20 protein-coding genes and 1 tRNA gene are annotated in these 24,126 nt (G+C 49.3%); 9 read left to right on the plus strand and 12 right to left on the minus strand.

All coding sequences use genetic code 11. The features are described from left to right. Nucleotides 1–13 precede the first annotated feature (13 nt). Together AC566Q_RS01805 and AC566Q_RS01810 are read left to right on the plus strand one after the other, a co-directional pair. Nucleotides 14–832 carry a divergent polysaccharide deacetylase family protein gene (locus tag AC566Q_RS01805; protein WP_499613008.1) on the plus strand — a complete coding sequence of 273 codons (819 nt, stop codon included), beginning with the start codon at nucleotides 14–16 and terminating at the stop codon, nucleotides 830–832. A gap of 141 nt (nucleotides 833–973) precedes the next feature. Then, nucleotides 974–1,390 carry a MerC domain-containing protein gene (locus AC566Q_RS01810; RefSeq protein ID WP_123327288.1) on the plus strand — a complete coding sequence of 139 codons (417 nt, stop codon included), beginning with the start codon at nucleotides 974–976 and terminating at the stop codon, nucleotides 1,388–1,390. Here AC566Q_RS01810 and AC566Q_RS01815 read toward each other — a convergent pair. The 4 genes from AC566Q_RS01815 to rsgA form a co-directional block, all read right to left on the minus strand. Beyond that, nucleotides 1,387–2,091, minus strand: a complete 705-nt coding sequence (locus AC566Q_RS01815) for a glycerophosphodiester phosphodiesterase (RefSeq protein ID WP_499613011.1) — start codon at nucleotides 2,089–2,091, stop codon at nucleotides 1,387–1,389. The two genes, AC566Q_RS01810 and AC566Q_RS01815, sit on opposite strands and share 4 nt — an antisense overlap. A 5-nt stretch (nucleotides 2,092–2,096) precedes the next feature. Beyond that, the gene (locus AC566Q_RS01820) at nucleotides 2,097–2,972 is read right to left on the minus strand and encodes a DMT family transporter (protein ID WP_499613014.1); all 876 of its coding nucleotides are present in this window, start codon (nucleotides 2,970–2,972) and stop codon (nucleotides 2,097–2,099) included. Then, complete coding sequence (gene asd / locus AC566Q_RS01825; RefSeq protein WP_499613017.1) at nucleotides 2,972–3,838, minus strand: archaetidylserine decarboxylase; 867 nt, start codon at nucleotides 3,836–3,838, stop codon at nucleotides 2,972–2,974. The genes AC566Q_RS01820 and asd overlap by 1 nt, the downstream gene beginning before the upstream one ends. Nucleotides 3,839–3,942: 104 nt before the next feature. Continuing rightward, nucleotides 3,943–4,989, minus strand: coding sequence for a small ribosomal subunit biogenesis GTPase RsgA (rsgA, locus tag AC566Q_RS01830; protein WP_499613019.1), 1,047 nt, complete (start codon nucleotides 4,987–4,989; stop codon nucleotides 3,943–3,945). Between the two features lie 88 nt (nucleotides 4,990–5,077). On the opposite strand from rsgA, the gene orn reads away from it, so the two are divergent. The 5 genes from orn (at nucleotide 5,078) to AC566Q_RS01855 (ending at nucleotide 11,886) form a co-directional block, all read left to right on the plus strand. Further along, nucleotides 5,078–5,623, plus strand: coding sequence for an oligoribonuclease (gene orn, locus AC566Q_RS01835; RefSeq protein WP_499613022.1), 546 nt, complete (start codon nucleotides 5,078–5,080; stop codon nucleotides 5,621–5,623). Between the two features lie 99 nt (nucleotides 5,624–5,722). Then, nucleotides 5,723–5,798, plus strand: a tRNA-Gly gene (locus AC566Q_RS01840). A gap of 251 nt (nucleotides 5,799–6,049) precedes the next feature. Then, a complete protein-coding gene (locus tag AC566Q_RS01845) occupies nucleotides 6,050–7,855 on the plus strand; it encodes a tetratricopeptide repeat-containing sulfotransferase family protein (protein WP_170308547.1) in 1,806 nt (601 codons plus the stop codon). Between the two features lie 238 nt (nucleotides 7,856–8,093). Continuing rightward, nucleotides 8,094–11,216, plus strand: a complete 3,123-nt coding sequence (locus AC566Q_RS01850; protein ID WP_499613025.1) for a TonB-dependent receptor domain-containing protein — start codon at nucleotides 8,094–8,096, stop codon at nucleotides 11,214–11,216. Between the two features lie 178 nt (nucleotides 11,217–11,394). After that, nucleotides 11,395–11,886 carry a DUF4442 domain-containing protein gene (locus AC566Q_RS01855; RefSeq protein ID WP_499613028.1) on the plus strand — a complete coding sequence of 164 codons (492 nt, stop codon included), beginning with the start codon at nucleotides 11,395–11,397 and terminating at the stop codon, nucleotides 11,884–11,886. Nucleotides 11,887–12,051: 165 nt separating this feature from the next. Here AC566Q_RS01855 and AC566Q_RS01860 read toward each other — a convergent pair whose 3' ends face one another. From AC566Q_RS01860 to AC566Q_RS01885, 6 genes are read right to left on the minus strand one after another with little or no spacing between them, the layout of a single operon-like run. Then, on the minus strand, nucleotides 12,052–13,362 hold the full coding sequence (locus tag AC566Q_RS01860; protein WP_499613031.1) for a sensor histidine kinase: 1,311 nt from the start codon (nucleotides 13,360–13,362) through the stop codon (nucleotides 12,052–12,054). Further along, on the minus strand, nucleotides 13,359–14,693 hold the full coding sequence (locus AC566Q_RS01865) for a sigma-54-dependent transcriptional regulator (RefSeq protein ID WP_499617329.1): 1,335 nt from the start codon (nucleotides 14,691–14,693) through the stop codon (nucleotides 13,359–13,361). Before AC566Q_RS01865 ends, AC566Q_RS01860 begins: the two co-directional genes overlap by 4 nt. A gap of 60 nt (nucleotides 14,694–14,753) precedes the next feature. Further along, nucleotides 14,754–15,959, minus strand: coding sequence for an ABC transporter permease (locus AC566Q_RS01870; RefSeq protein WP_499613035.1), 1,206 nt, complete (start codon nucleotides 15,957–15,959; stop codon nucleotides 14,754–14,756). Nucleotides 15,960–15,969: 10 nt separating this feature from the next. Beyond that, nucleotides 15,970–17,283 (minus strand): ABC transporter permease, encoded by a 1,314-nt coding sequence (locus AC566Q_RS01875; protein ID WP_105936181.1) that lies wholly within the window; start codon nucleotides 17,281–17,283, stop codon nucleotides 15,970–15,972. 1 nt (nucleotide 17,284) lies between these two features. Next, a complete protein-coding gene (locus AC566Q_RS01880) occupies nucleotides 17,285–18,001 on the minus strand; it encodes an ABC transporter ATP-binding protein (RefSeq protein WP_105936180.1) in 717 nt (238 codons plus the stop codon). Between the two features lie 42 nt (nucleotides 18,002–18,043). Next, nucleotides 18,044–19,303 (minus strand): efflux RND transporter periplasmic adaptor subunit, encoded by a 1,260-nt coding sequence (locus tag AC566Q_RS01885; protein WP_499613039.1) that lies wholly within the window; start codon nucleotides 19,301–19,303, stop codon nucleotides 18,044–18,046. 809 nt (nucleotides 19,304–20,112) lie between these two features. Between AC566Q_RS01885 and AC566Q_RS01890 the strand changes: the two genes are divergently transcribed. Continuing rightward, nucleotides 20,113–21,831, plus strand: coding sequence for an acetolactate synthase 3 large subunit (locus AC566Q_RS01890; RefSeq protein WP_499613042.1), 1,719 nt, complete (start codon nucleotides 20,113–20,115; stop codon nucleotides 21,829–21,831). Then, nucleotides 21,831–22,328 carry an acetolactate synthase small subunit gene (gene ilvN, locus AC566Q_RS01895; RefSeq protein WP_105936177.1) on the plus strand — a complete coding sequence of 166 codons (498 nt, stop codon included), beginning with the start codon at nucleotides 21,831–21,833 and terminating at the stop codon, nucleotides 22,326–22,328. Before AC566Q_RS01890 ends, ilvN begins: the two co-directional genes overlap by 1 nt. A gap of 24 nt (nucleotides 22,329–22,352) precedes the next feature. Here ilvN and AC566Q_RS01900 read toward each other — a convergent pair whose 3' ends face one another. Both AC566Q_RS01900 and AC566Q_RS01905 read right to left on the minus strand, forming a co-directional pair. Beyond that, a complete protein-coding gene (locus tag AC566Q_RS01900) occupies nucleotides 22,353–22,691 on the minus strand; it encodes a hypothetical protein (RefSeq protein WP_499613045.1) in 339 nt (112 codons plus the stop codon). Nucleotides 22,692–22,935: 244 nt separating this feature from the next. Continuing rightward, the gene (locus AC566Q_RS01905; protein ID WP_499613048.1) at nucleotides 22,936–23,904 is read right to left on the minus strand and encodes a hypothetical protein; all 969 of its coding nucleotides are present in this window, start codon (nucleotides 23,902–23,904) and stop codon (nucleotides 22,936–22,938) included. Nucleotides 23,905–24,126: the final 222 nt, after the last annotated feature.

The raw sequence follows: 24,126 nt of genomic DNA on the forward strand, positions 1-24,126 counted from the left end.
GTTAAGTGCGCTCTTGAAACAGCTCGGTATTTATTGCGTTATTGTGTGGGGGATGCTGGTTAGCCAGACAACCACGGCTGCCAGCCTTACAACCGCGCATCAGTCACCCCAGGCACCTGCAGAACTTTATATCATTATTGATGATATGGGCTATCGTGCCACCGACGAACGGGCATTTGCATTGCCTGAATCAGTGACTTTTTCCATTTTGCCTCATACACCGCAGGGCCAGGCCTTTGCCGAACGGGCCCATGCCCAGTCCCGTGATGTAATGCTGCATCTGCCAATGGAAGCGCAATCCGACAAACCGCTGGGACCCGGGGCCATCACCTCTTCGATGTATGCCAACGAGATTACCGCGACCTTCGAGGCTGCTCTTGCCTCAGTACCTTATGCTATTGGCGTTAACAATCACATGGGCAGTGTGCTCACTGCCTCGGGCCAGGCACTACAACCGCTGATGAACGTGATTAAACATACCGGGTTGTTTTTTGTTGATAGTCGCACTACCCGCTTCACTGTGGCACAGCAGGTGGCCCGTGAAAAGCAGATCCCCAATGCCAGACGTCACGTTTTTTTGGATCATGAACAAACCGAAGCCTTTATGAATGAACAGTGGCAGCGGGCGATGGCGCTAACCCGTAAGCACTCAAAAGTGATTATTATTGCTCATCCCCACCCGGGTACTATCGAGTTTCTGCAGAACAAACTGGCTGATCTTCCGGCACAACACTACGCGCTGAAATCGATGCACGACTATTTTGATAAACCAGTTGTGCCACAACGCGAGTACGCCAACAGCGCTCAGGCAAGTGCTGCTGCGCCTAACTAAGCAATCCCCGCCGGAAAGGTTTTAAGCTAATAACCCATGTCATTCGTCGTTTTTTGCCGCTATTTGCATGAAGATCGTTGATGGGATCTTGAAAAAACTCAGGGATGTTATATTATAACATCAGCTGAAGGTAAGGTAGTTATGCAATCACCCATCGACAATCCAACATTTTTAGACCGGCTTGGGATCTGGATCTCGAGCCTGTGTGCTTTGCATTGTCTGGCGATCCCGCTGCTGCCATTGCTGGCTTCCAGTATGTTTGGCCAAACCTGGTTTGAACGGACCATTTTAAGCTTGTCTATTCTTATCGGTAGCGTCGCCCTTATCAGCGGTGCCGTGCGGTACCATGGTAAATACTATCCGCTGCTGCTATTGCTAAGTGGAGGAGTGATTTACTGGTTTAAAGACATGTTTGGTGAGTCCGGCGAGCCCTTTACCATTGCCTTTGGTGCCGGCCTGATTATTCTGGGCCACTGGCTTAATTTACGCTTATGCCGTAAATGCCGTTGTTGTAAAGGTAAAGTGGTTTCTCAGCATCTGGCCAGTAATCACCGCTAAGGTTCTTCCCCGGGGCTAAGCACCTGTCGGGCTAAGTCCGGCACGTTGGTAAAAATCCCATCCACGCCCCAGGCTTTCAGCATCAGCATATCTTCCGGATAATCCACGGTATACACCAGTACTTTTAAACCTGCCTGGCGGGCTTCTCTCACATAAAATTCATCCACTACATCCAAGGCCATATGTAGCGAAAAAGCATCCAGATCGTGGGCGAAACCCAGACCATTTTCGGGGTAGGTAGCAGTAAGCGCACCAATGTTTACCTGCGGCCAGGCGGCTTTGATCTGGCGGATCCAACGGTGATTAAATGAAGAGATAATCAGATTTTCAGCCGGGAAACCGCTCTGAGTCAGGCCCTGATGAATTTTTTCCAGCCAGCTATCCACATTACTCAGGTGTTTAATTTCCACATTGAGCACGGCCTCTGCGGGCAGAATTTCGAACACCTCTGCCAGATAGGGGATCACCTCACCATTACCGGCATCCAGGCTACGTAGATATGAAAGCGGATGGCTGGTTACCATACCCTTGCCGTTGGTGGTGCGGTTTAACCAGCGGTCGTGAATAATAACAATTTCATCTTCGACCTGATAAACATCGAGTTCGATGCCCGTTGCTTGTTGTGTCATGGCCAGTGAAAACGCGGCCAGCGTATTTTCAGGTGCTGCTGCGCTGGCGCCGCGATGACCTAAGATCCACATAACGATTACTCATTGGTGGCAGATGCTGATTTATGGGTGTTTACTGTTTCATATATTGACGCCGAGGTCACTAAAATTCCGCCTAACAGAGTTTGCCAGCCCGGCGACTCATTAAGTAGGATAATGGCAAAAATCACCCCATAAAAAGGCTGCATACAGGCGATTAAGGAGAAAGTTTTAGCGCGCAGGTGAGCCAGACTATTGGCCACCAATGCATGAGGCAGCGCGGTAAATGCGGTACCCAGCGCCAGCAGCAATAACCATACGCTGGTATCCTGTTGCGTGTTTGCTAAGTCACTGAACGGTAGCAGACATAATACGATAATCAGCGTTTGCCAGGCCATAGAACGGGCACCACTGTAGTGAGAAAAGTACTTTCTTAAGGACAGGTTACGTACTGCGTACAGGACCGCCGATATGACACCCAGCCCAACCCCGAGTGTTACGTCGTTATCCAGCGAAACCTCAGGCACAATTAATACTATGCCAATAACAACTACCAGAGCACTCAGCATGTCCTGCCAGGCCAGCCGGGTTTTCTCAAACAGTGGCTCGAGTAATACGGTAATCACCGGAAAAGTGAACATGGCAATCATCCCCACCGAGACACCCGCGTACTGCATGGAAGCAAAATAAGTCGCCCAGTGAGCTGCCATCAGCACGCCCAGCCCAATGGCAATAAAATAATCGAGGCGGCGTTCAAGACGCAGATGCTCTCTGCCAGCCCTGACAAATAAGCACAAGGCCAGACAGGCAAACAAACTTCGCCCCAACGTGATGTCGATGGCGTTGAGCGGGATGATCTTGGAAAAGAGCCCGGTACCGCCTAAAAGCACTACCGCAAGATGAAGGGTAACAAGACTCTTTTTAACGGGATCCATTAATCAGCGGCAGGGACTGTTTTGGTCGCAAAAGGCTGGCCTAACCGGGTAACCTGCTCAAGCGCCAGGTCGGCAAAGTCGACCTTATCCGGCTCAAAACACACTACAATTGTTGAGCCCAGCTTAAACTGACCAAGCTCTTCGCCTTTGGCCAACTCAACGCCTTCGTCGCCTTCGTAACGCCAGTGAGTAACATGTTTACCGGCTGGCGGGGTAACGGTGCCGGCCCACACAGTATCGATACTGGCAACAATGGTTGCACCCACCAGTACAATGGCCATTTTGCCTACAGGTGTATCATAAATGGTGACTACCCGCTCGTTGCGGGCAAACAAACCCGGTACATTTTCGGCAGTTAGCGGATTCACGGAAAACAGATCGCCGGGCACATACACCATGTCGGTAAGCTTGCCCTCAATGGGCATATGGATACGGTGGTAGTCCTTGGGCGACAGATAGATGGTGGCAAACTTACCACCTTTAAATGGCTGTGCCAGATCCGGGTTGCCACCCAGTAAAGCCGATAAGGTAAACTTGTGGCCTTTTGCCTGAATAAGATCTTCGCCAACAATATCACCAAACTGGCTGACGGTGCCGTCTACAGAGTGACACAGCACGTCGTCATTCTCCTCAATAGGACGTACACCGGGCTTTAACGGGCGGGTAAAGAAAGCATTAAAAGTACGGTAGTCCTCTGGCTGCGAGTACATTGCCTCGTCCATATTGACCTTAAACTGTTTAATAAACAGCTTGATTAGCCAGGTAGTCAGGGCGCCTGCTTCGGCGGCGGCCAGCTTACCCACTAACCGGGAGATAAGGTGTTTAGGCAGTACATACTGCAGGTTGACTTTAAACCAATTCAACAAAGTGAATGCTCCTAATTACATGTTGTCTGGCACAGCCTGAGGGCTATTTGCGCCTAATGGTGCCTATTGTAGCCGATTTTGCGGGGAAACATACCAACATAAGGTTATGGTTCATCAGGGTTTGATATAAGACGGTTCGCATATGCCGGGCGCTGCTCGGCCATGGCGGCGATGATCCGATGGTAGTTATCATAGCGCTGCTGATTTATTTTACCCTCTTCCACGGCCTGACGAATGATACAGCCCGGATCGTTGAGGTGTTTACAGTCGCGAAACTTACAGCCGCCCAGGTAATCTCTGAATTCTATAAAGCCCCAGGTAATGCGTTCCTGAGGCAGGTGCCATAAGGCAAATTCACGCACTCCGGGCGAGTCAATCAGCTCCCCGCCAGAAGGAATAGGTAATAATTTTGCGGCGGTCGTGGTGTGTGTGCCTAAACCTGAGTTTTCGGAAATTTCACCCACTAATTCGTCGGCATCGGGCAGTACCTGATTGATGATACTCGATTTACCCACCCCGGACTGACCCACAAACACGCTGGTTTTATCGCGTAAGCGTTCATGCAGCTCAGCAATGCCTTCGCCACTTTTACAACTGGTAAGCAATAACTCGTAGCCAAGCTCCTGGTAGATGGCCAGCGAGGCACTCACGGTTTCACGTTCTTCGTCACTTAACAGCTCGACTTTATTAAGCACCAGTAAGGGCTTGATGTCGGTGTCTTCACAGGCCACCAGATAGCGGTCGATAATGTTCAGCGATAATTCCGGCTTTACTGATGACACCACGATAATCTGGTCGATATTAGCAGCAATGGGTTTAACGCCATCATAAAAATCCGGGCGGGTCAGCACGGTGCGCCGATCCTGTACAATTTCAATAACCCCGCCTATATTTTCGTCGGGGACTTCAGAACGGGCAAACAGCACCTCATCGCCGCACACTACCGACTCGATGGTGCGACGAATATGGCAACGAACCACGTTGCCTTCGGTGTCCTGAACATTGGCTTGTTTACCAAAACGACCAATTACCCGGCCAGCCAGCAAAGAGGATAAATCAGGTGATGATTGCTGTTTGCGAGACAGGCGTTTCTGGCGGTTTGCCGCGACCTGTCGCTTTTGTCGATGGGATAATTTGGGTTTCTTAGCCACGCCGTTCTCGAAGTTTGCGTTTTAGGCTGTGCATGATACCTTTTGTGCACTTTATGTGTCACCTCTTGAGAGAAAATAGGCAAGGTTAATGGCAAAAAACAATGACAACCTGGTGTGGATCGATATGGAAATGACCGGTCTGGACCCTGAAACCTGTAAAGTACTGGAAATTGCCACTATTGTGACGGACCCCCAGCTAAACGTTATTGCCGAAGGGCCGGTGATTGCCGTGCACCAGAGCGATGCAATTCTTGATGACATGGACGAGTGGTGTACCCGGGTACACGGCGAGAGTGGCCTTACTCAGCGTTGTCGTGACAGTGAGTTTGATGAAGATGTCGCGGCGAAGCAAACCATTGCCTTTTTAGCCCAATACGTCGATGCCGGCAAATCGCCTTTGTGTGGCAACACTATAGGTCAGGATCGACGCTTCATGGTGAAATACATGCCTGAGCTGGAAGCGTATTTCCATTATCGTAATGTGGATGTCAGTACCATTAAAGAGTTGGTTCGTCGCTGGAAACCGGAAGCGCTTGATGGATTTACCAAGCAGGGCACTCATCAGGCTCTGGATGATATTCGTGAATCTATCGCCGAAATGCAGTTCTATCGTGAGAAAGTGTTTAGTATTTAAGCATTCAGACAAAAAAACGCAAAAAAATGAAAATAGGTGTTGCACTGGCAAAATAATTTTGTAAAATGCGCACCACTTCAAACGAAGTGCCACTCTTAAGCGGGAATAGCTCAGTTGGTAGAGCACAACCTTGCCAAGGTTGGGGTCGCGAGTTCGAATCTCGTTTCCCGCTCCAATTTCTCATTCAGAGAAGTTTTAAAATCAAAAATAATAGTTTTCAGCAGCCCCAAGGGGTTAGCGACGGCGTCAATGTCGCTCAGCGATTGTCTGTTTAATTCGTTTCACATTCGTTTTGTAAGTGCTACCTGAGAATTCACGCTCTGGGTTCAGCGCTATCACTGGTATGCCTTTCTTGCGCCGTAAAAAGTTAGCTGATAGTCTTTTTCGCCATTATCGTCACAGCGCAATATGTCAGGATATGCCTCCATGCAGCAAGCTACACTACAGCGGCTACTATCTCAGGCTAAAGGCCACATTGCTGCTGGTGAGCCTGCCGAAGCCGTCAAACTGCTATACACACTGGTGCGTCAATACCCTGATTGCTATGAGGGATGGCTGTTGTTCAGCAGAGGCCTGTTTGAAGCCGGTTATGTGAGTGAAGCAGTACAGGTTGCTCACCACGCTGAGCGGGTCGACCCACTGCAGCAGCAATTTCATGGTATTCAGCTTTGTATGCAAAAAGGGCAGCGCAAGGATGCTCAGCAACTCGCCAGAAAAATGCTTGAAGATTACCCATCTCATCCCAGGGCGTGTTTTACGTTGGCGAGTATTGCGTTAGCTGAACAACAGCCGGAACAAAGTATCGATATCCTGGCGTCGGCGGTTACGCAGTTGCCGGCGAATGCCTCCTTGCGTAAATTGCTGTCAGACAGTTATGTCAGCGCGGGACGGTATATATTGGCAATTAATGCCTGTCAGGTTTTAACCATGCTGGACCCTGGTTTCGAGGCACACTGGGCTTTGCTTTGTTTATTGTTGAAATATGGCCAGTACACCGAATTGCTTCAGCAGTGTGAGCAAGCCCTTAGTTATACCTCTGATAATCAGGCAAGGCAGAGTCAGGTGGAGCAGATTCGTGGGCAGGCGTTACGAATTCTGGGGCGCCGGCAGGAAAGTATTGCCAGTTTAAGAGCAAGCTTGAAATCTAATCCACAGAATAGCGAGGCTTGGTGGGCACTGGCCGATTTCAAAAATTACACTTTCACACACGGTGAGAAACAACAACTGGCCAGTCTCATAAAATCTGATTTGCCGGATTTTGTTCGGTGTCAGGCCCTTTTTACTGCCGCGAAAATAAGCGAACAAGGCAACGACTTTGCGCATACCCTGTCGCTTTATAACCAGGCGAACACTTGCAAAGCTCCCCCTCAATATCACCCGGAAGCCATGACCCGAGAGTTTTCAGCATTGCGTCAGGCCTACACTCCAACGGCGCTATCAGTACAGGCCGAATACAGTGCTAACCAGCTCACCCCTGTATTCATTGTTGGATTACCGCGGTCGGGGTCTACGCTTCTGGAACAGATGTTAGCCAGCCACAGCCAGATAGAGGGAACGCTGGAGCAACCAACCCTGCCCGCCATCGAGCGTCGCATGCAGCGCTATGTCAGGCAACATTATAACGCTAGCCTGAATGATTCACTGGAGCAGTTGTCAGCAACTGAACTGACCTCGTTTGGCAGTGCCTATATTGAGGAGGGGCAATTATTTCGTCAGCAGCACTGTCCTTTTTATCTCGATAAACAGCCCTTTAATTTTCGCTATACAGGTCTGATCCACAAGCTCTTACCTCACGCTGTTATTATCGATATGCGACGTAATCCACTCGATTGTGGCTGGAGTCTGTATAAGCAGTATTTTCAGTCGGGTGTGGATTTCAGCTATCGGCTGGCGCATATCGGTGCTGCCTACAATGAGTACGTCGATCTTATGGCACACTGGCAGTCTGTATTGCCTGGCCGGGTGCTTAACGTGCAGTACGAAGAACTGGTGGCTTCACCTGAACAGGAACTTAGGCGTATCTTTCGGCATATCGGCTTAGAGTATGAGTCGGCTTGTCTCAACTTTCACTCTGCCGACAGAGCGGTTCATACTGCCAGTAGTGAGCAGGTGAGATTGCCCGTCAACCGAAATGGTATTGGGACATGGCAAAAGTTTGATCAGGGCCTCAATGCACTAAAAAGCAGCTTAAGACCAGACATTCTTGATCAATGCAGTCATTATTTCGATTAAACTAACAAAATATAGCATGAAGTGCTTATTTTGGCGTGCTGTTGCATTGTTTTGGTGCAGAACTCCTGTTTTATTGGTGCATTCCGCTTGATCTTGTTCCATAGCTAACGGGTAATTTCCTCAAAATTTCACCGATATCAATCTCCTCCGGTGTTTTCGATAATATGGTACAAAGTATGCTGCGCTACTCGTTTGTGATTCTAAAAGCATAATTAAAATAGGTCGTTGAGGAACCACTATGGGTAAAAGCACACATCAACACAATAATAAACGTTCAGCAATTTCGTTATGTATAGCGGCAGCATTAAGCGCTGGGTATTCGAACCATACTTCTGCACAGGAAACGGAAGAAGATCTTAAAGCCGTTGAGGTGATTAACATCACCGGCTCCCGGATCCCAACTGATCCTAATGTACTGTCTTCTGTGCCTGTTCAGTCACTGGACAGTAAAGATATCGCAATGTCCGGTGAACTTAACCTGGCTGATGTGGTTAACGATATTCCGGCATTGATTTCATCACAAACAGCCGAAAACTCAGATACTGGTGCAAACGCATTGAACCTTCGCGGTCTGGGCGGCGAAAGAACGTTAACACTGGTCAATGGTCGTCGTCACGTGGCAGGTTTCCGAGGCACGTCTGCTGTTGATATTGGTACAATTCCACGTGCTCTGGTTGAACGGGTAGAAGTTACCACTGGTGGTGCCTCGGCAGTATATGGTGCCGATGCGGTAACGGGTGTAGTTAACTTTATTCTGAAAGACGATTTTGAAGGCGTACAAATAAATGCCACCGGGGCACTGCCACAAGAATCTGGCGGCGACTCCTATGCATTAGACGCAGCCTTCGGTAAAAACTTTGATGATGACAAGGGTAACATTGTATTGACCCTGTCCTATGAAACCGAAGAAGAGCTGCTACATGGCGACCGTGACTGGTCCAGAAACAATGGACTTTCCTCTATCGTAGCTAACCCTAATGGTGATACACAGCTGCAGCTTGCCAGTGATGTTAGATACTGGCTAACATCAAATGAAGGTTCCATCGCGCCTACCTTTGGTGGCCGTGATGTAACCTATGTCGATATCAACAATAATGGCGTGCCTGACTGTCAGGAATCTCAGGGTGGTCGTGTAGGTTATCTTGCCGGGTGCTGGATTACTAATCCCGATGGCACCGTTAGCGTTAACAGTGATGGCCCAATTTACGATGGGTTATTAAGTAGTGGTGGTGACGGCGCCAAATTTAATTTTGACAACGACACCCTGATGCCAAATACGGATAAAACCATCGTTAACCTCAATGGTAATTATCAGATAACCGATGAATTGAATGCGTTTTTCGAAGCTAAATATGTAAAAGCTGAAACGAATTTTTACGCAGAGTATGACTCCTACTACGATACGCTGTTTATTCTGCCGGATAACCCGTTTATTCCATCAGAACTATCGGCGGTAGTCGACCAGACTGGTGGTTTGTTAATTACCCAGGATGCCATTGGCTGGGATGATGACGAAACCACTTACACCCGGGAAACTCAGCGCTTTGTTGGTGGTTTTACCTGGGATTATGCCTATGATCACTCACTGGAGTTTTCCGTCAACTACGGTCGTTTTACCAATACCACAGAATACTCTGAGCAAATGACAGACCGGGTATTTGCTGCGATGGATGCAACCACTGATGCCGATGGTAATGTGGTGTGTCGTTCAGATTTAGACCCGAATGCCGCCTACGAAATCGATTACTTCGTGGCAGGCAATAATTACGCAAACGGCAACTACTACAGTGACCGTTACTATACCTTTACCCCTGGCGATGGTCAGTGTGCGCCGCTCAATCCTTTTGGTACCTTCGCCGCCAGTCAGGCCGCCCAGGACTTTATTACTGCCAGAATGGAAGATAAGCTGACCATTGAACAAACTGTCATTAACCTAACCGGTGTGGGTCAGTTTGAAGTATTCGAAAGCGTACTGGATGGTCCATTGGGCTATGCTGCAGGTATTGAGTACCGTGAAGAGTCCAGCGATAACCGTCTGGACCCACTGGCTCGCGGTATTTTGCCAGAGGGTACGTCTTACACGGCAGGTCAGCAGGTGAATGAAGTGTCGCCCTGGCTTTACTTCCTGACCGGTATTGATAATGTGCAACAGTTCAATACAGCTGGTGAATACGACGTGATGGATGCCTTCCTGGAAGTTCGTTTGCCAATCTTTATGGACAGAGAATTCGCCTACGAATTTACCGTCGATGGTGCGGTTCGCGTAGCGGACTACTCCACTCTGGGTCAGGCGACTACCTGGAAAGTAGGCTTGTCTTACAGCCCGGTTGAAGAGCTGAATATTCGCGGTACTTACTCGGAAGCGGTGAGAGCGCCAAACATTTCTGAACTGTTTGATCCACAGTTGCCAATTACCGTTAACCTAAACCTTGATCCTTGCGACCCGGCTAATATTGGCGCAGGTACCTCATCACGTGTAGATAACTGTGTAGCCGGACTACAGGCTGCCGGTGTGCCACTGGATGACATTGTTGATGGTGACGGTAACTACATATGGGTTAACCCATTAACCGCACGATTCTCTGGTACGTCAGGCGGTAACCCTGATCTGGATGTTGAGACCGCAGAAACCGTCACCATTGGTACGGTTTACCGCCCCACATTCATCGAAGGCTTAACTCTGTCGGTGGATTACTGGAGCGTGGAAATCGAAGATGCTATCTCGGCTGTGGGCTCGTCTGATATTCTCAATGGTTGTTACGACTCAGCAAACTATCCTGGCCTGGGATTCTGTGATCAGTTTACCCGTCGTGGCGATGGTGGCCTTAACAGCCTGACCACTGGGCAGATTAACTTTGCTGCGGTTGAAGCCGAAGGTTATGACGTGTCGGTTAACTATACCTTTAGCGTCGATGCAAACGACTTTGGGATCAGCGTTGTGGGTACTCGTCAGAATAAGCTGAATGAATACTTCAACCCTACGGATCCCGCAGACGTTGATATTGGTATTGAAGAAATTCGTACTCCGAAAACAGCCGGCAACATTGAGCTAAGCTGGAGCCGTGGCGATCTGAGTATGGCCTTCCAAACCACTTATCAAAGCCGCCAGGCTTATCGTGAAATGGAAGAAGCGCTTGGAATTAACGACTACGAGCAACTCTTTGGCGCAGGAAGCGGTTTCTTCGGGAGCACCGTTATTCATGACGTAAACGTGAGCTATCAGCTTGACGATGGTCTTGCTGTGTTCGGTGGTATTAATAACCTGACTGATGAAATACCTTTTGCCACACAAGAAGCATGGCCAGTAGGTCCGCGTGGGCGTACGTTATTCTTCGGCGTTAACTACACGTTAGCCAATTAATACGCCTCCTTGCTCAACAAAGTTGCCAGTCGCATTTTGCGCCTGGCGGCTATAAGCTATTGATACTAATTACGGCCGACCATTGTAAGATCCTCGGCCGTTTTTATGCGTGGCTTGCTCTTGATTTGTGCGCTAAGAAAACGTAGGCTCTTCTGGTCTAACCAGTTGAGCCGTTTTTATGTCGAGTAATCCCTTAAGGCGCTATGCCGAAAAAGTAAATCATTACCCTGCCTGGCTGAGCAGCCGCCTGCTAACATGGATGTTCCGTTATAAAGTTAAGCTGGCGGGCACTGCGCGGGTGGAGATTGTGTCTACCGACTTTTCTACAGTCACTTTCAGGCAACTAAACTATAAAAAAGTGCAGAATCACATTGGCAGTGTGCATGCCGCGGCAATGGCTTTGCTGGCAGAATCGGCCACGGGCTTTATTGTTGGCTTAAATCTGCCGGGAGATAAGTTGCCGCTGATTAAATCGATGAATCTGCAATACGTAAAGCGGGCAACAGGCGATATGACCGCAGTAGCCTCGCTCAGTGACGAACAGATTAAGATGATGCAACAACAGGAAAAAGGCGAGGTGTTGGTTAAGGTCATCGTCACCGATGCCAACAATATCGAACCTGTGGTGTGTGAAATGCTATGGGCCTGGGTGCCAAAGCATAAAAAGTAAGTCAACACAGGCGGATGCGTCTGCGTTCGACTGAATCCCTTGTTACTGGCAAGCGCTGTAAGCGGCCAAGCCGATATGGCTATCGCTATTGGAAATAGCAGCTTATTTCAACGTGCTAGTTGAGCAGGTGTTTGCTTTAAAATAGTCTCTTTAGATTGTTAAAGTTTAACTGGTGGTTAGTGACGGGAAGGTAACACGCACAGTCAGCCCTCGCTCCTCGCGGTTTTGCAAGGCAATCTGGCCATGGTGGGCTTCCGCAATCTCCCTGCATAAGGCCAGCCCCAGTCCGCTTCCCGAGCTTTTTGTGGAATAAAATGGGATCAGCGCCTGCGACAGCACGGTATCAGACATGCCCTGGCCAAGGTCGCTCACTTCAATAACGGTACGTTGTTTATTGAGGTTAATACTCAGCGTTATATCTTCGCCATGGGAGTCTGATTCATGGGCGTTTTTCAGCAGGTTGATTAGCAGTTGCTCCAGCTGAATGATATCGGCATAGAGTTCGCCTTCACCTTTTTCCTGATAATGAAACGGCCATTGCTGTTGCAACTTAGAGATAAAGGCGACCCGGTTTATCCTTTCTGGTTTAGGCTCGGGCAGTTTGGCAAATTTACCGTATCCCTGCACAAAGTCACTTAAATGCTCCACCCGTTCGGCGATGGTCGAAAAGACCCGGGTAAGCCGGGGCTCATTAAGGTTCTCACTCAACAAGCGCCCACTGTGCAGCATGGAAGACACCGGTCCGATGGAGTTATTCAGTTCGTGGCTGATAATGCGGATCACCTTTTTCCAGACGGCCACTTCCTGTCGACTCAGTTCACGGGTCATTTGTTTAAGAATAAACAGTATGTGATGCTGATTGTTCAATACAAAACGGCCTATGGATAAATGCCAGGTTTCGTTCTCGCCGGTTGAGCATGGCAAGGTAAATAGCCCTTCTCTGGCTTCCCTGAGAGCGGTGGCCGCCGGCGCTGAGACGTTGTTTAGCAAGGCTGATAACGGGAAGCCTTCCAGCCGGTCGCTGGCATCAAAGAAGTCTCTGGCCGCATAGTTACTGAACACTACCTGCTGGTGGTCGTTGAGTAACAGCAGTATTTCAGGGGAGTTCTGTAACACCTTATCGAGCATCAGCTCGCGCTGATGTAACCAACGCTTTTCCTGCCGCAGCTTTTCTGCCGACTCGTTATACAATAAGCATAAATCGCCCAGCGGATCCTTATCGCGATAAACAAGCTGATTTGAGAATTCGCCGTCTTTAAAATTAAGCAGGCCTACTTTTAACGATTCCAGTGAGGTGGAAAGTCTGGTGAGCCCCTTTTTCAATATCAGCAGGCAAACAATGAGAGTGGCAGTAAATAACGCTAGTTTATAGCTGACGTCCCAGTCGAGCAGCCACATCAAAGGTATAAAGGCGATGACAACGGTAAATACGGTGACCGCATAAACCATAAAAAAGGGTGGTAATGGACTTCTCAATATTCAATCCCGAACTTTTTGAGCCGGCGATACAGCGATTGCCTGCTCATACCAAATTCTTTAGCAACCCGGGCAATCACCCCCTCGTGTTTTTCGATTGCAAATTCCAGTGCCTGGCGGGACGGCTCTGCGGTGTTAGGTGTTGTATTGGTTACCGTGGTTGAGCCGGTCAGGGCAAAATCAGCCAGACTAATTTCTCCATCCGGTTTAAGCACCGCCACGCGCTTGCAGGCATTTTCGAGTTCGCGGACATTACCGGGCCAGGGATAGTCGGCCAGGGCCTTTTGCACATCAAGGCCAATCTCGCGACCGGGCAGGAAGTGCTGAATTAACGGCATTACGTCATCCGGGCGTTCACTCAGTGGCGGTAGCCTCAGCTCAATGGCATTGAGCCGGTAATATAAATCCTCACGGAATCGGCCTTGCCGGATATCTGTAGTGAGATCGGCGTTAGTTGCAGAGACTACCCGTACATTCACCCGCCGGGTTTGCACCGATCCCAGTCGTTCAAATTCACCGGTTTGCAGTACTCGCAGTAATTTCATCTGGCCGGCGGGCGAGAGGTTACCTATTTCATCGAGAAATAAGGTGCCCCCATCAGCGGCTTCAAAGCGGCCGATCCGCACTTTTTGTGCACCCGTGTAGGCACCGGGTTCGGCACCAAACAATTCGGCTTCCATTAAATCCGGTGGTAATGCGCCGGCATTGATACTGATAAAAGGTTTGTCTTTTAGAGGAGAGCAAGCCTGTATGAGCTGGGCAATTTTCTCCTTGCCGCTGCCATTAGGCCCGGTAATCAGTACGCTGATGTCGGATTTAGCAACCTGAATCGCCATGTCAGTGAGGCGCTGCATCGCTGCGCTCTGATACACCAACCCAACCCGGGCGGCAGCTTCCCTTGCATCCAGAAAAGCACTTTGTTGCTTTGCCAGCTGGGCGCTCTGGGAGCGGGTTTTGCCCAGCTCAATCAGGTTGGCCACGGTATTCACTAGCTTTTGATCGTCCCAGGGCTTGGCAATATAATCTGCCGCGCCGGCTTTCACCAGTTCCACAGCTTGCTCAAGCTCGGTCCAGGCGGTGATCAGGATCACCGGTAAATGAGGGTTGAGTTCGCGCAAGTCGTTAAATAACTGCTTGCCTTCCTCGCCGGAGGTAGTGTCGGCACTGAAATTCATATCCTGTATAACCAGCGAAATGGCCTGATAATTCACAATTTGCCGCGCTGCCATCGGATTAGTCGCCGTCACCACGGTGTAACCATGAATTTCCAGTAACAGCGACAATGCGTCAAGCACTGCCGGGTTATCATCAACTAGTAGAATTTTATCCATCATTTTCAGTGCTTAATCAGCCTGTTATGGGTTATGTGCCGACACATTGAGACCTTACCGCTAAATACTGCGGGTCGCAACGCTCGGCGAGATTTGGGCTGCGCGCCGGGCCGGAAATATTACCGCTACCAGCGTCATCACCAGTACCATTATTGCTGTACCTGCAACATATTGAAATTCCAGTGCCGGCAGTGAGAAGCGTTGTAATAACTGCTGCCCCATTAACACTGCGGCAGTGCAGCCAATAATCAGCCCGCCGCTACATATCAGGGTATTTTCAACCAGGAAGTAGCGAATAATATCTGATTTGCGGGCACCCAGCGCACGGCGCGTACCAATCTGACGGGTTCGCTTACTGATATTAAACAGCGTAAGACCAAATATGCCCAGTGCGGTAATTGCCACCAGTACAACTATAAGTACCATCAGCATCCGCAGCATCAACGTATCCGAGGCGTTGTACTGGCGCTTATTTTCGTCCAGCGTGATGACATTGGTAAATACCCGTTTGTCGTAGGCCGCTAGTAATTTATCTTCCACCGTCTGCATCACGGCAGCACGCTGACCAGGTTCGGTACGCACAATAATATGCTGATAGGTTTCGGCTTTAATGTAGGGGAAAATCACTACGTTATCGGGCCTATCGTCTTTCAGCCACGGGCCTTTCATCTTGTCGACGATACCGATAATTTTGAATGGCTTGTCACCCATATACATGAGTTTACCCAGGCCGTCGCCATCAGGGTAAGCTTCCTGAACAAAGGTCGAAGAGACAATGGCTACGTTAGGCACTTTGCCCGGATCCTGAGTCACGATAACTTCGTCAGGGGCAAAATTTCGGCCTTCCTTAAGCTTAACACCCAGGGTGTTGAGCATGTGATCGTCGGCAAACAGGTAACCGGCTCGAACGTTACGGCCCGGCTCTGGCGCTGGTTTCAGACCCATACCTGAGGCGCTGCCGGAGCCGCTGAGCGGCACTGCATTACTGAGCGCAGCATCCACCACGCCAGGCAGGTTACGCAGTATGGCTTCGTCTTCCTCAAACTGCTGAGACAAATCCCGATCCTTGCCGTAGGTCATTACGGTTATAGAGAAGATATCCTGCTCCGGATAACCGGTTTCCTGCTGCAGGTACGTCATCCGATCCTGAATGATAAAGGCCGCATTACTAACAATTGCTGTGGTAATGGCGATTTGAATCAGCAGTAGAATCGCTCCCACTTTAGAGCGGCGTAGTGCGTTGATAATGGGTTTAATTTCTAACATCGTGCAGCTCCTATTGGGTTTTAAGGTAAGTGGCAGGTGTGGTGCGGCAAACCAGCCAGGCCGGATAAAGGCCTGCAATCACACAGGCAGAGATGGCTATCACCGGTGCCGACAGCAGCATGGTCAGGTCCATGGTGGCAAGCGGTGAGTAGTACTCCTGAGTAAGGCGTACGCCCCATAAGCCCAATTGAGCGATACCGATCCCCATCAGGCCGCCTATCAGGCCTAACATGGATACTTCAATAATGTGTTGCAAAAAGACCTGACGCTTGCTGGCCCCCAATGCCCGGCGCACACCCACTTCCGGCGCCCGGCGCATAAACTTGGCCAGTAACAGGCCCAGAATATTGGCCAGACACACCGCCAGAAACATAAAGCTCAATGCCACCAGTACCTCATTGTCTTCAGACACCACATTACGGTAATCGAGCCAGGCATTCACATCGCGCAGTCCGTATTCGAGCTGTTCGCGGTTAAAACGGCCAAACTTTTGCTGTTCCGCCATGTAGCTCATCAGGTAATCGCCGTACTGACTTACTGCAGCCTCATCCTCAAGCTGCACCCAGAACTGCAGCCAGAAGATTTCAGACTGGCGTTTATCCTTCATAGAACGGATATTCTGGAACTTCCAGCCGTTGCTGTTCCCCCAGGTATTAATGTCCATGGCTGCAATCAGGCTAAAAGGAATATAAATGCTTTCCTGACTGTTAAAGGCGCCGTTATTCACATCATAAAACTTCATATGCGTTTCCCAGGGGGCAATGACACCGACGATCCGAAAGCTGGTATCGTCGAGATAGATTTGCCTGCCCACGGAATTCTCGCCGCCAAACAGCTTTTGGTTAAGTTCTTCACTGATCACCGCGACCGGACTGGCTGCATCAGCCTGTTCCTGCGTCCAGGCGGAGCCGTAAATGAACGACAAATCAAACAGTGTAAAGAAGTCACTGTGAGTGACCCGGGTATTCTGAATAAACGGGCGAATTTCAGAGTTGTCCAGGTGCACCGTAAAGCCGGTGCGCAGCATCGCTGCTTTATACTGCGGAAAAGGGGCTTCAGCCAGGTTTTTGGCATCCTGATAGGTTAACTGATACGGCAGGTTATCCTCAGACCAGGTATCTTCGCCGTCATCCATGGTTTGTAATTGAGGATGAAATAAACGGCTGCTTTTGTGCTCAATAGGATCCATCGACATCATGTGATAAACCGACAAACTGGTCATGGTAATGCCAATGCCGAGCGCAATAGCCAGCACCATCAAAAAGCTTACCAGCGGGGTACGGCGCAGGCTGCGCCAGCCTAAATCTATATAGTGCAGGAACATATCAGCCTCCTACCACCTGACGATCCGTCTGGCCGGTAACGCCCTGATACAGGGTTAAGTCGGCCACCTGGCCGTCAACAATCTGAATATTGCGGGGCGCCCGGCGGGCCAGTTCAGGGTCGTGCGTAACCATCACAATGGTGGCTCCATCGCGGTTAATTTGTTCCAGCAGTTCCATGACCTGGCGGGCCATCAGGCTGTCGAGGTTACCGGTTGGCTCATCGGCCAGTAAGAAACGGGGCTCACCGGCCAGCGCTCTGGCGATGGCCACACGTTGCTGCTGGCCACCAGAAAGTTGCTGTGGCAGGTGTTTTGCGCGACTGCCGAGCCCAACCTGTTCAAGGCATGACTCGATTCTTTTTTTACGCTCTGCTGCCTTGATACCGCGGTAGCGCAGTGGTACTTCCACATTCTCGTACAAGTTCAGGTCGGGTATAAGATTAAAGCCCTGAAAGATAAAGCCAATTTTTTGGTTGCGTAGATCTGCGCGCTGATTGTCGGATAATCCTCCCACATTTACGTCGTCCAGCATATACTCGCCACTGGTATACGGCTCGAGCATGCCGGCAATGTTTAAAAACGTGGTTTTACCGGAGCCAGAAGGTCCGGTAACTGCAATGAATTCGCCTTCTTTAACCTCCAGGTCAAAATCTCTTAAGGCGTGGGTCTGCACCATTTCGGTTTGATAAACTTTGCTCACATTCTTCATTATTAACATGGGGTATTCCTTTCAGTTAAATACGCTGGTTAGCCGCAAGGCTTAACGTAATAAAATGGACTCGGCTTGTTCAAAGCCCTGATAGCTGGACACAATGATTTGATCGCCCGGCATGGCGCCGGTCAGGATCTCTACTTCACGCATGCTGGTTGCGCCTGTTTCAATGTCGATTCGGCTCGCTACGTCGCCGTTAAGTTTGTAGGCTACATAGCCGCCGGATTGGAGGAAGCTGCCGCGACGAACCTTGAGCACATCGTTACGGTTTTCCAACAATACCCGGGCCATAACCTGCTGGTTCTGACGAATTTGGTTGAGGCTACTTTGATCAAAGCGCACCCGGGTGGTCACTTCCCGCTCGGCGACTTCCGGTGAAATGGCAGACAGTTTACCCATCACGGTCTGACGACCAATTTTCAGCTCAACATCCATTCCCAGACCCAGCTCATTAGCAAAGCTCTCTGCGACGTTTATTTCTGCTTCATAAGCGGTGAGGTCCACCAGCGTCATCAGCGGTTGATTGGCGGTTACCAGAGAGCGTCCGGTAACAAACAGATTGCCCACCACACCTTCTACGCTGGCCGCTATGGTCAGGTTACCAACTTTACGTTGCAGCTCATCAACAACCAGCTGCTGTCTGGCAAGGGTGTTCTCGGCAGCCTGTACTTCAAAGGCCAGTGTGTCTTTGGCCAGGGCGACTTCCTGTTCAGCATGGGTTACGGTGAGTCTGGCGCGGGCCAGCTCATCTTCCGCCTTTTCATAGTCAATCTGACTGATTATATTGGTTTTAATCGACTTGTTGGCGCGGCGGCTTTCGCGCTCCGCAGCTTTGAGTTCTACTTTGGCTAAGTCCAGTTGCTTATTTAACTGCAGCGTCTGGCGGCGGGCATCCAGGGATTTGCGCGCCAGCTCACCTTCAAGTCGTGCCAGTTCAGAGCGTTCCTGCTGTAACTGGTTTTGCAGCTGCGGGCTGTCTACCCGGGCTATTTGCTGACCTTTGCTTACCGAATCTCCTGCCCTTACCAGGAGTGTTACGAGCCCTTCTTCTGGGCTGTACACCTGAGGCGCATTGGCGGCCACAATTCGGCCGGTAGCAGCAATATCACGAACTAAATCACCGCGTTCTACCGTAGCAATTTGCACGCTGGCCCGATCCACAGATTTCGCTGCCGACTCTGTGTTAAGAATGGCGTGAGCAGACAGAGCAATGGCAATCAGTGCTACTGCGATAAAAAATAATCGTTTAATGCTGTTACGTCGTTGGGGCATCACCACAGAATCCTGGGCGCTGGTGTCCTTGATCATTTCAGGCCACCAAGGTTCATTGATTCCAACAGGGTAATGCATGCTGCGGTAATCAGTATCATTGCGGGTACGGCAAGAAAATGAATTAGTAACATAGGATGTTCCTCCTCGAACAGTTACCAGCACAGATACCAGATGCGTGCCATATTTTAACCTTATGTTTTGTATTGACTTTATTGTTTTCAGGTGTCCGTTTTATCAATGCCGGACACTTTAAGTGTCCGGCGCGGACACCTTCGTACACTTAATATGGGCGGATGCTCTGTTCGTTTTGTGTGCAGAAATCCATTACACTGGTACAGTGCTTTGCCGGGTACGGGAATGTGTAGAGGCAGCTGTTGCCCATCGCAGCAGTGGCCCATAAAGCTGTTAATAAGCTATTGCCAAAGGAAGAGCTAAAAAAGCTGAAAAGATTAAACGAAATATTCATCCTAATTTGATGCGGTAAATTAAATTGATTTTTTCGCCGTAATAAATTTGCAAGGGGTTAATTACTAAGCGCTGCAGAGCTGTTTTGATAATTACTTCTGTTAAAATCATGTAAATATAAAAATTTCGTTTTTAGTGGTTTTGATAGTTGAAAATAGGATGTATATCCTACTATATTCACTATTTGGGATATATATCTCACTTTTATTAAGAAAGTTGTTTGATCTTCCCGGTGCCTTCGATATAGTCCGCGTACACGACAACCAAGGTCAATTTACAATCGACTTTCTGTGATTGTCAGCCAAGCAACTTGCTTTAACTAATTCATTGAATTACTTAAATGATTAGTTTGAATTAATGATCCAACAGGAGATAACACCGTGAAGATGATGTCGGGCGCCGCCATGGTGGTGGAAGCGCTAAAAGATGTAGGAGTTACACATGTATTCGGTTACCCGGGTGGTGCCGTTCTTGACATTTATGATGCATTATTTGCTCAGGATGATGTCAAACATGTCCTCGTGCGTCATGAACAGGCAGCTGCTCATATGGCAGATGGTTACGCGCGTTCGACAGGTAAAACCGGTACCGTCCTCGTCACTTCAGGCCCAGGCGCCACCAATACCTTAACGGGTATTGCCACAGCGTATATGGACTCGATCCCCATGGTTATTCTGTCTGGTCAGGTGCCATCGATGCACATCGGTGAAGACGCCTTTCAGGAAACGGATATGGTGGGTTGTTCACGCCCAATCGTAAAACACAGCTTCCTGGTAAAGCGGGCTGAGGATATTCCTGATGCCATCGCGAAAGCTTACTACATTGCTAATACCGGCCGTCCGGGCCCGGTAGTGGTTGATTTACCAAAAGATATTGTGAACGTTATGGAAGAACACCCTTATGTGTTCCCTTCGGATGTCACCATGCGTTCTTATAATCCAACCGTACGCGGCCACATGAAGCAGGTGAAAAAAGCCGTTGCTTCACTTAAAAAAGCAGAGCGTCCGGTACTTTACGTAGGTGGCGGTGCCATTACAGCGGAAGCGTCTGGCTTAGTTACCCAACTGGCTGAGTTATTACAAGCGCCGGTAACTTGCACGCTGATGGGGCTTGGTGCATTCCCAGGCACTCACGAACAGTTCGTCGGCATGCTGGGCATGCACGGCACGCTCGAAGCTAACAAAACCATGCACAACTCAGACTGCATCTTAGCGCTGGGTGCCCGTTTTGATGACCGTGTTACCAATAATGTCGAAAAATTCTGTCCGCATGCAGATATCATTCATGTGGATATTGATCCGGCATCGATTTCCAAAACGGTGAATGCCCATATCCCGGTGGTTGGCTCAGTAGAAACTGTGCTGGAACAAATTTTAAACCTGTTAACTCCTGAAGAATTGCCAGAGCAGAAAGCTAAACTGGCTGACTGGTGGGAGCAAATCACTCAGTGGCGCAGCCGTAAGTGCCTGAGCTTCGAACAGGGTGAGTCGGTAATCAAACCGCAAAAGGTTATTGAGTCACTGTACAAACACACCAATGGTGAAGCCTACGTCAGCTCTGATGTAGGTCAGCACCAGATGTTTGCTGCACTGTATTACCCCTATGATAAGCCGCGTCGCTGGATCAACTCCGGTGGTCTGGGCACTATGGGCTTTGGTTTGCCTGCTGCGATGGGCGTGCAATTTGCCCATCCGGATGCCACTTCGGTGGTAGTGACCGGTGACGGTAGTATCCAGATGAACATTCAGGAACTATCTACCTGTTTGCAATACAACCTGCCGATTAAAATTATTTCTCTGAATAACCGTGCACTGGGTATGGTTCGTCAGTGGCAGGATATGATTTACAAAGGGCGTCATTCCCATTCTTATATGGATTCCATGCCCGACTTCGTCAAATTGGCCGAAGCGTATGGCCACGTGGGTATTAAAGTTGATTCGCTGTCGGAATTGGACGCCGCCATGGAGAAATGCTTTAGCATTACCGATCGTCTGGTATTTATGGATATTGCAGTTGATCAGAACGAGCACGTATACCCCATGCAAATTAAATACGGCGCAATGGATGACATGCGTTTAAGTAAGACGGAGAGAACCTGATGAAAAGAATTATTTCAGTATTAATGGAAAACGCGCCAGGTGCACTGTCGAGAATTGTTGGGGTGTTTTCTCAGCGCGGTTACAACGTAGATTCTTTATGTGTGGCACCAACCGAAGATCCGAGCCTGTCTCGCCTGACCATCATTACCCACGGCGATGACAAGGTGATTGAGCAAATTACCAAGCAGGTGAATAAGCTGGTGGATGTGCTCAAGGTGATCGATTTATCAGAAAATGCGCACATTGAACGGGAAATGATGCTGATTAAAGTTGCAACCCGTAACGAAGCTATTCGAGCCGAGGTGAAGCGCAACGCCGATATTTTCCGCGCCAATATCCTTGATGTATCGTTAAACAACTACACCATGGAAGTAACCGGTACCACAGATAAACTGGATGCCTTTGCGACAACCATGGCGCAGTGCACCGAAATTATCGAGTCATCGCGCACTGGTGTGTGTGGCCTGGCCCGTGGTGAGCGCGCCCTGCGCCCTTAACCATCCAAGCATTAAAAAGCCTGGCTAACTAGCCGGGCTTTTTTGTACCTGAAACTGGTGGTTAGGTAATGCAAGCCTGTGGTGTTTGCGGGGATCCCGAAACTGGCTGTAATCCTGACGTTGCTGACCGCGAATGGCCAGCACAATGAGTGCCACAGAGAAGAAAGAAAAAAACACACCGAGGTGACTTTCGTCAAACCGGGCACTGAGCTGTGGCTGAGGTGTGTAAAACAGGGGCGGACTCTGATAACCGAAGCTTTGCTGGTATTGTAAAAGGAGTTCGTCGTGATCCGGTTGTAACGCCGACGCTGGCAGGGAAAGACCGAGGCAAAATAACAGTTTAATGCAGCTTTTAAATAGCACTGATGCCCCTCCTTGTTGCGTATAGCGATTAATAATTAATCAGTCCAATTGGTCTATTAAACCCAATTCTGGGTTTGTGAGCAAGGGGCTGGGGACTATATTTATTACGAAATGACATAAACATAGAGTAATACACTGATTTCATGTTGTTTTATTTTTAAGCTGGTATAGCGATAAAGCATCAGGCTTAAAGTAAACATTATGGTTTGAGCTTAACCATCAGCAAGCGGCGCACTATGGCCAATTACTGTCGGCCGTAGTAAAACTCAAAGCGCATGGCGACCCCGTAAGAGGGCTTAAAGTCTTCTTTGCGAAGCCATATTACGAACGGCTCAAGTTCAAAATAAAGCCACGAGCGTAAGTAGTTAGTGCGCCACCGAGCACTGGTGTAGACCTCGTTGAGGTGGTGGTTGGGTTTGGTCAGGCCTTTGGTCACAAAGGTATACAATATCGCACTTTCCTGGGTGAGTGGCCGCAGGTATTGCATTTCATATCGCCAGAACCAGTCTTCAAAGCGGTCGCGGTAATAGTAACGGTTATTAAAGCGCAGATATTTTTCATCGGTCAGCAGGTAGGTGAAATCCAGCCCGAGCTCGGCACCAAGCTCATCCCGGGTGTAATAGTACAGTTCGGCGTCGTAATCCATCTTCAACACATCGGTAAAGTGATACTCGCTTTCGTACTGACTTTTTGCAAACAGCTGGCCCCGTCTTCCGGCACCGATACGGTGAGAAACAGGCGAGTCCTGTTCTTCCTGATAGCGCAGCGATAGGGTGGTGGAGTCGCGGTTTTCGTTCACCGCATCCCTTGCTGCACGGATGGAGTCCTGACGGTCGTAGCTTTCGTCATCAGACAGCATTAAATCTACGCGGTCTTTCAGAGCCGGTAATTTTACCCTGACCCGGAAGCGAAAATCCTGGGCCGCCAGATCGCGGGTACGGGGCTCCCAGCCAAACCGCACTCTGCCTTCAGCCCTGGCATTTTTATGCTCGTCACTATCTGCCAGCGCAAAAAACTCGTCAAGACGTTGCGCTGTGTAATCCATGGACTCACTAAAATTACTGTGCCAGCTGTCCAGCCAGCTTTCTGTGACCGGCGGACTTTGCTGCGGCTTATCCCGTTCAACCGATGTGTCATCAGACTGACCGAGAGCCTGACTACTCACCCATAACCCAAGGAGCAGCAAACTGGCGAGTTGCCTGCATTTAAACAAGATGGCCAGTTCCTTTTATTGTAAGCGTGTCTATTTCGGACATTGGTAGTTAAGCACCTGACTTCCATGAAAATGCTTGTCACTGATTAAATTAGCTTGCGCGATAATGGCGGTGGCTGCAAATAAAATTTTCGTAATTCGCCGCCACAGATCTGACCTGCGATTTTTTTGGCTGGCTGACTAATCAATACTGGCTTATCGTAAATAGCTCGGTAGAATATC

The organism is Alteromonas sp. H02 (assembly GCF_059682525.1).

What these genes read in the sequence shown, in the direction of transcription:
- AC566Q_RS01810 (WP_123327288.1), top strand. Translation starts at nt 974, where the DNA reads ATGCAATCACCCATCGACAATCCAACATTTTTAGACCGGCTTGGGATC.
- AC566Q_RS01815 (WP_499613011.1), bottom strand. Translation starts at nt 2,091, where the DNA reads ATGTGGATCTTAGGTCATCGCGGCGCCAGCGCAGCAGCACCTGAAAAT.
- AC566Q_RS01820 (WP_499613014.1), bottom strand. Translation starts at nt 2,972, where the DNA reads ATGGATCCCGTTAAAAAGAGTCTTGTTACCCTTCATCTTGCGGTAGTG.
- orn (WP_499613022.1), top strand. Translation starts at nt 5,078, where the DNA reads ATGGCAAAAAACAATGACAACCTGGTGTGGATCGATATGGAAATGACC.
- AC566Q_RS01845 (WP_170308547.1), top strand. Translation starts at nt 6,050, where the DNA reads ATGCAGCAAGCTACACTACAGCGGCTACTATCTCAGGCTAAAGGCCAC.
- AC566Q_RS01850 (WP_499613025.1), top strand. Translation starts at nt 8,094, where the DNA reads ATGGGTAAAAGCACACATCAACACAATAATAAACGTTCAGCAATTTCG.
- AC566Q_RS01855 (WP_499613028.1), top strand. Translation starts at nt 11,395, where the DNA reads ATGTCGAGTAATCCCTTAAGGCGCTATGCCGAAAAAGTAAATCATTAC.
- AC566Q_RS01865 (WP_499617329.1), bottom strand. Translation starts at nt 14,693, where the DNA reads ATGGATAAAATTCTACTAGTTGATGATAACCCGGCAGTGCTTGACGCA.
- AC566Q_RS01870 (WP_499613035.1), bottom strand. Translation starts at nt 15,959, where the DNA reads ATGTTAGAAATTAAACCCATTATCAACGCACTACGCCGCTCTAAAGTG.
- AC566Q_RS01875 (WP_105936181.1), bottom strand. Translation starts at nt 17,283, where the DNA reads ATGTTCCTGCACTATATAGATTTAGGCTGGCGCAGCCTGCGCCGTACC.
- AC566Q_RS01880 (WP_105936180.1), bottom strand. Translation starts at nt 18,001, where the DNA reads ATGTTAATAATGAAGAATGTGAGCAAAGTTTATCAAACCGAAATGGTG.
- AC566Q_RS01885 (WP_499613039.1), bottom strand. Translation starts at nt 19,303, where the DNA reads ATGATCAAGGACACCAGCGCCCAGGATTCTGTGGTGATGCCCCAACGA.
- ilvN (WP_105936177.1), top strand. Translation starts at nt 21,831, where the DNA reads ATGAAAAGAATTATTTCAGTATTAATGGAAAACGCGCCAGGTGCACTG.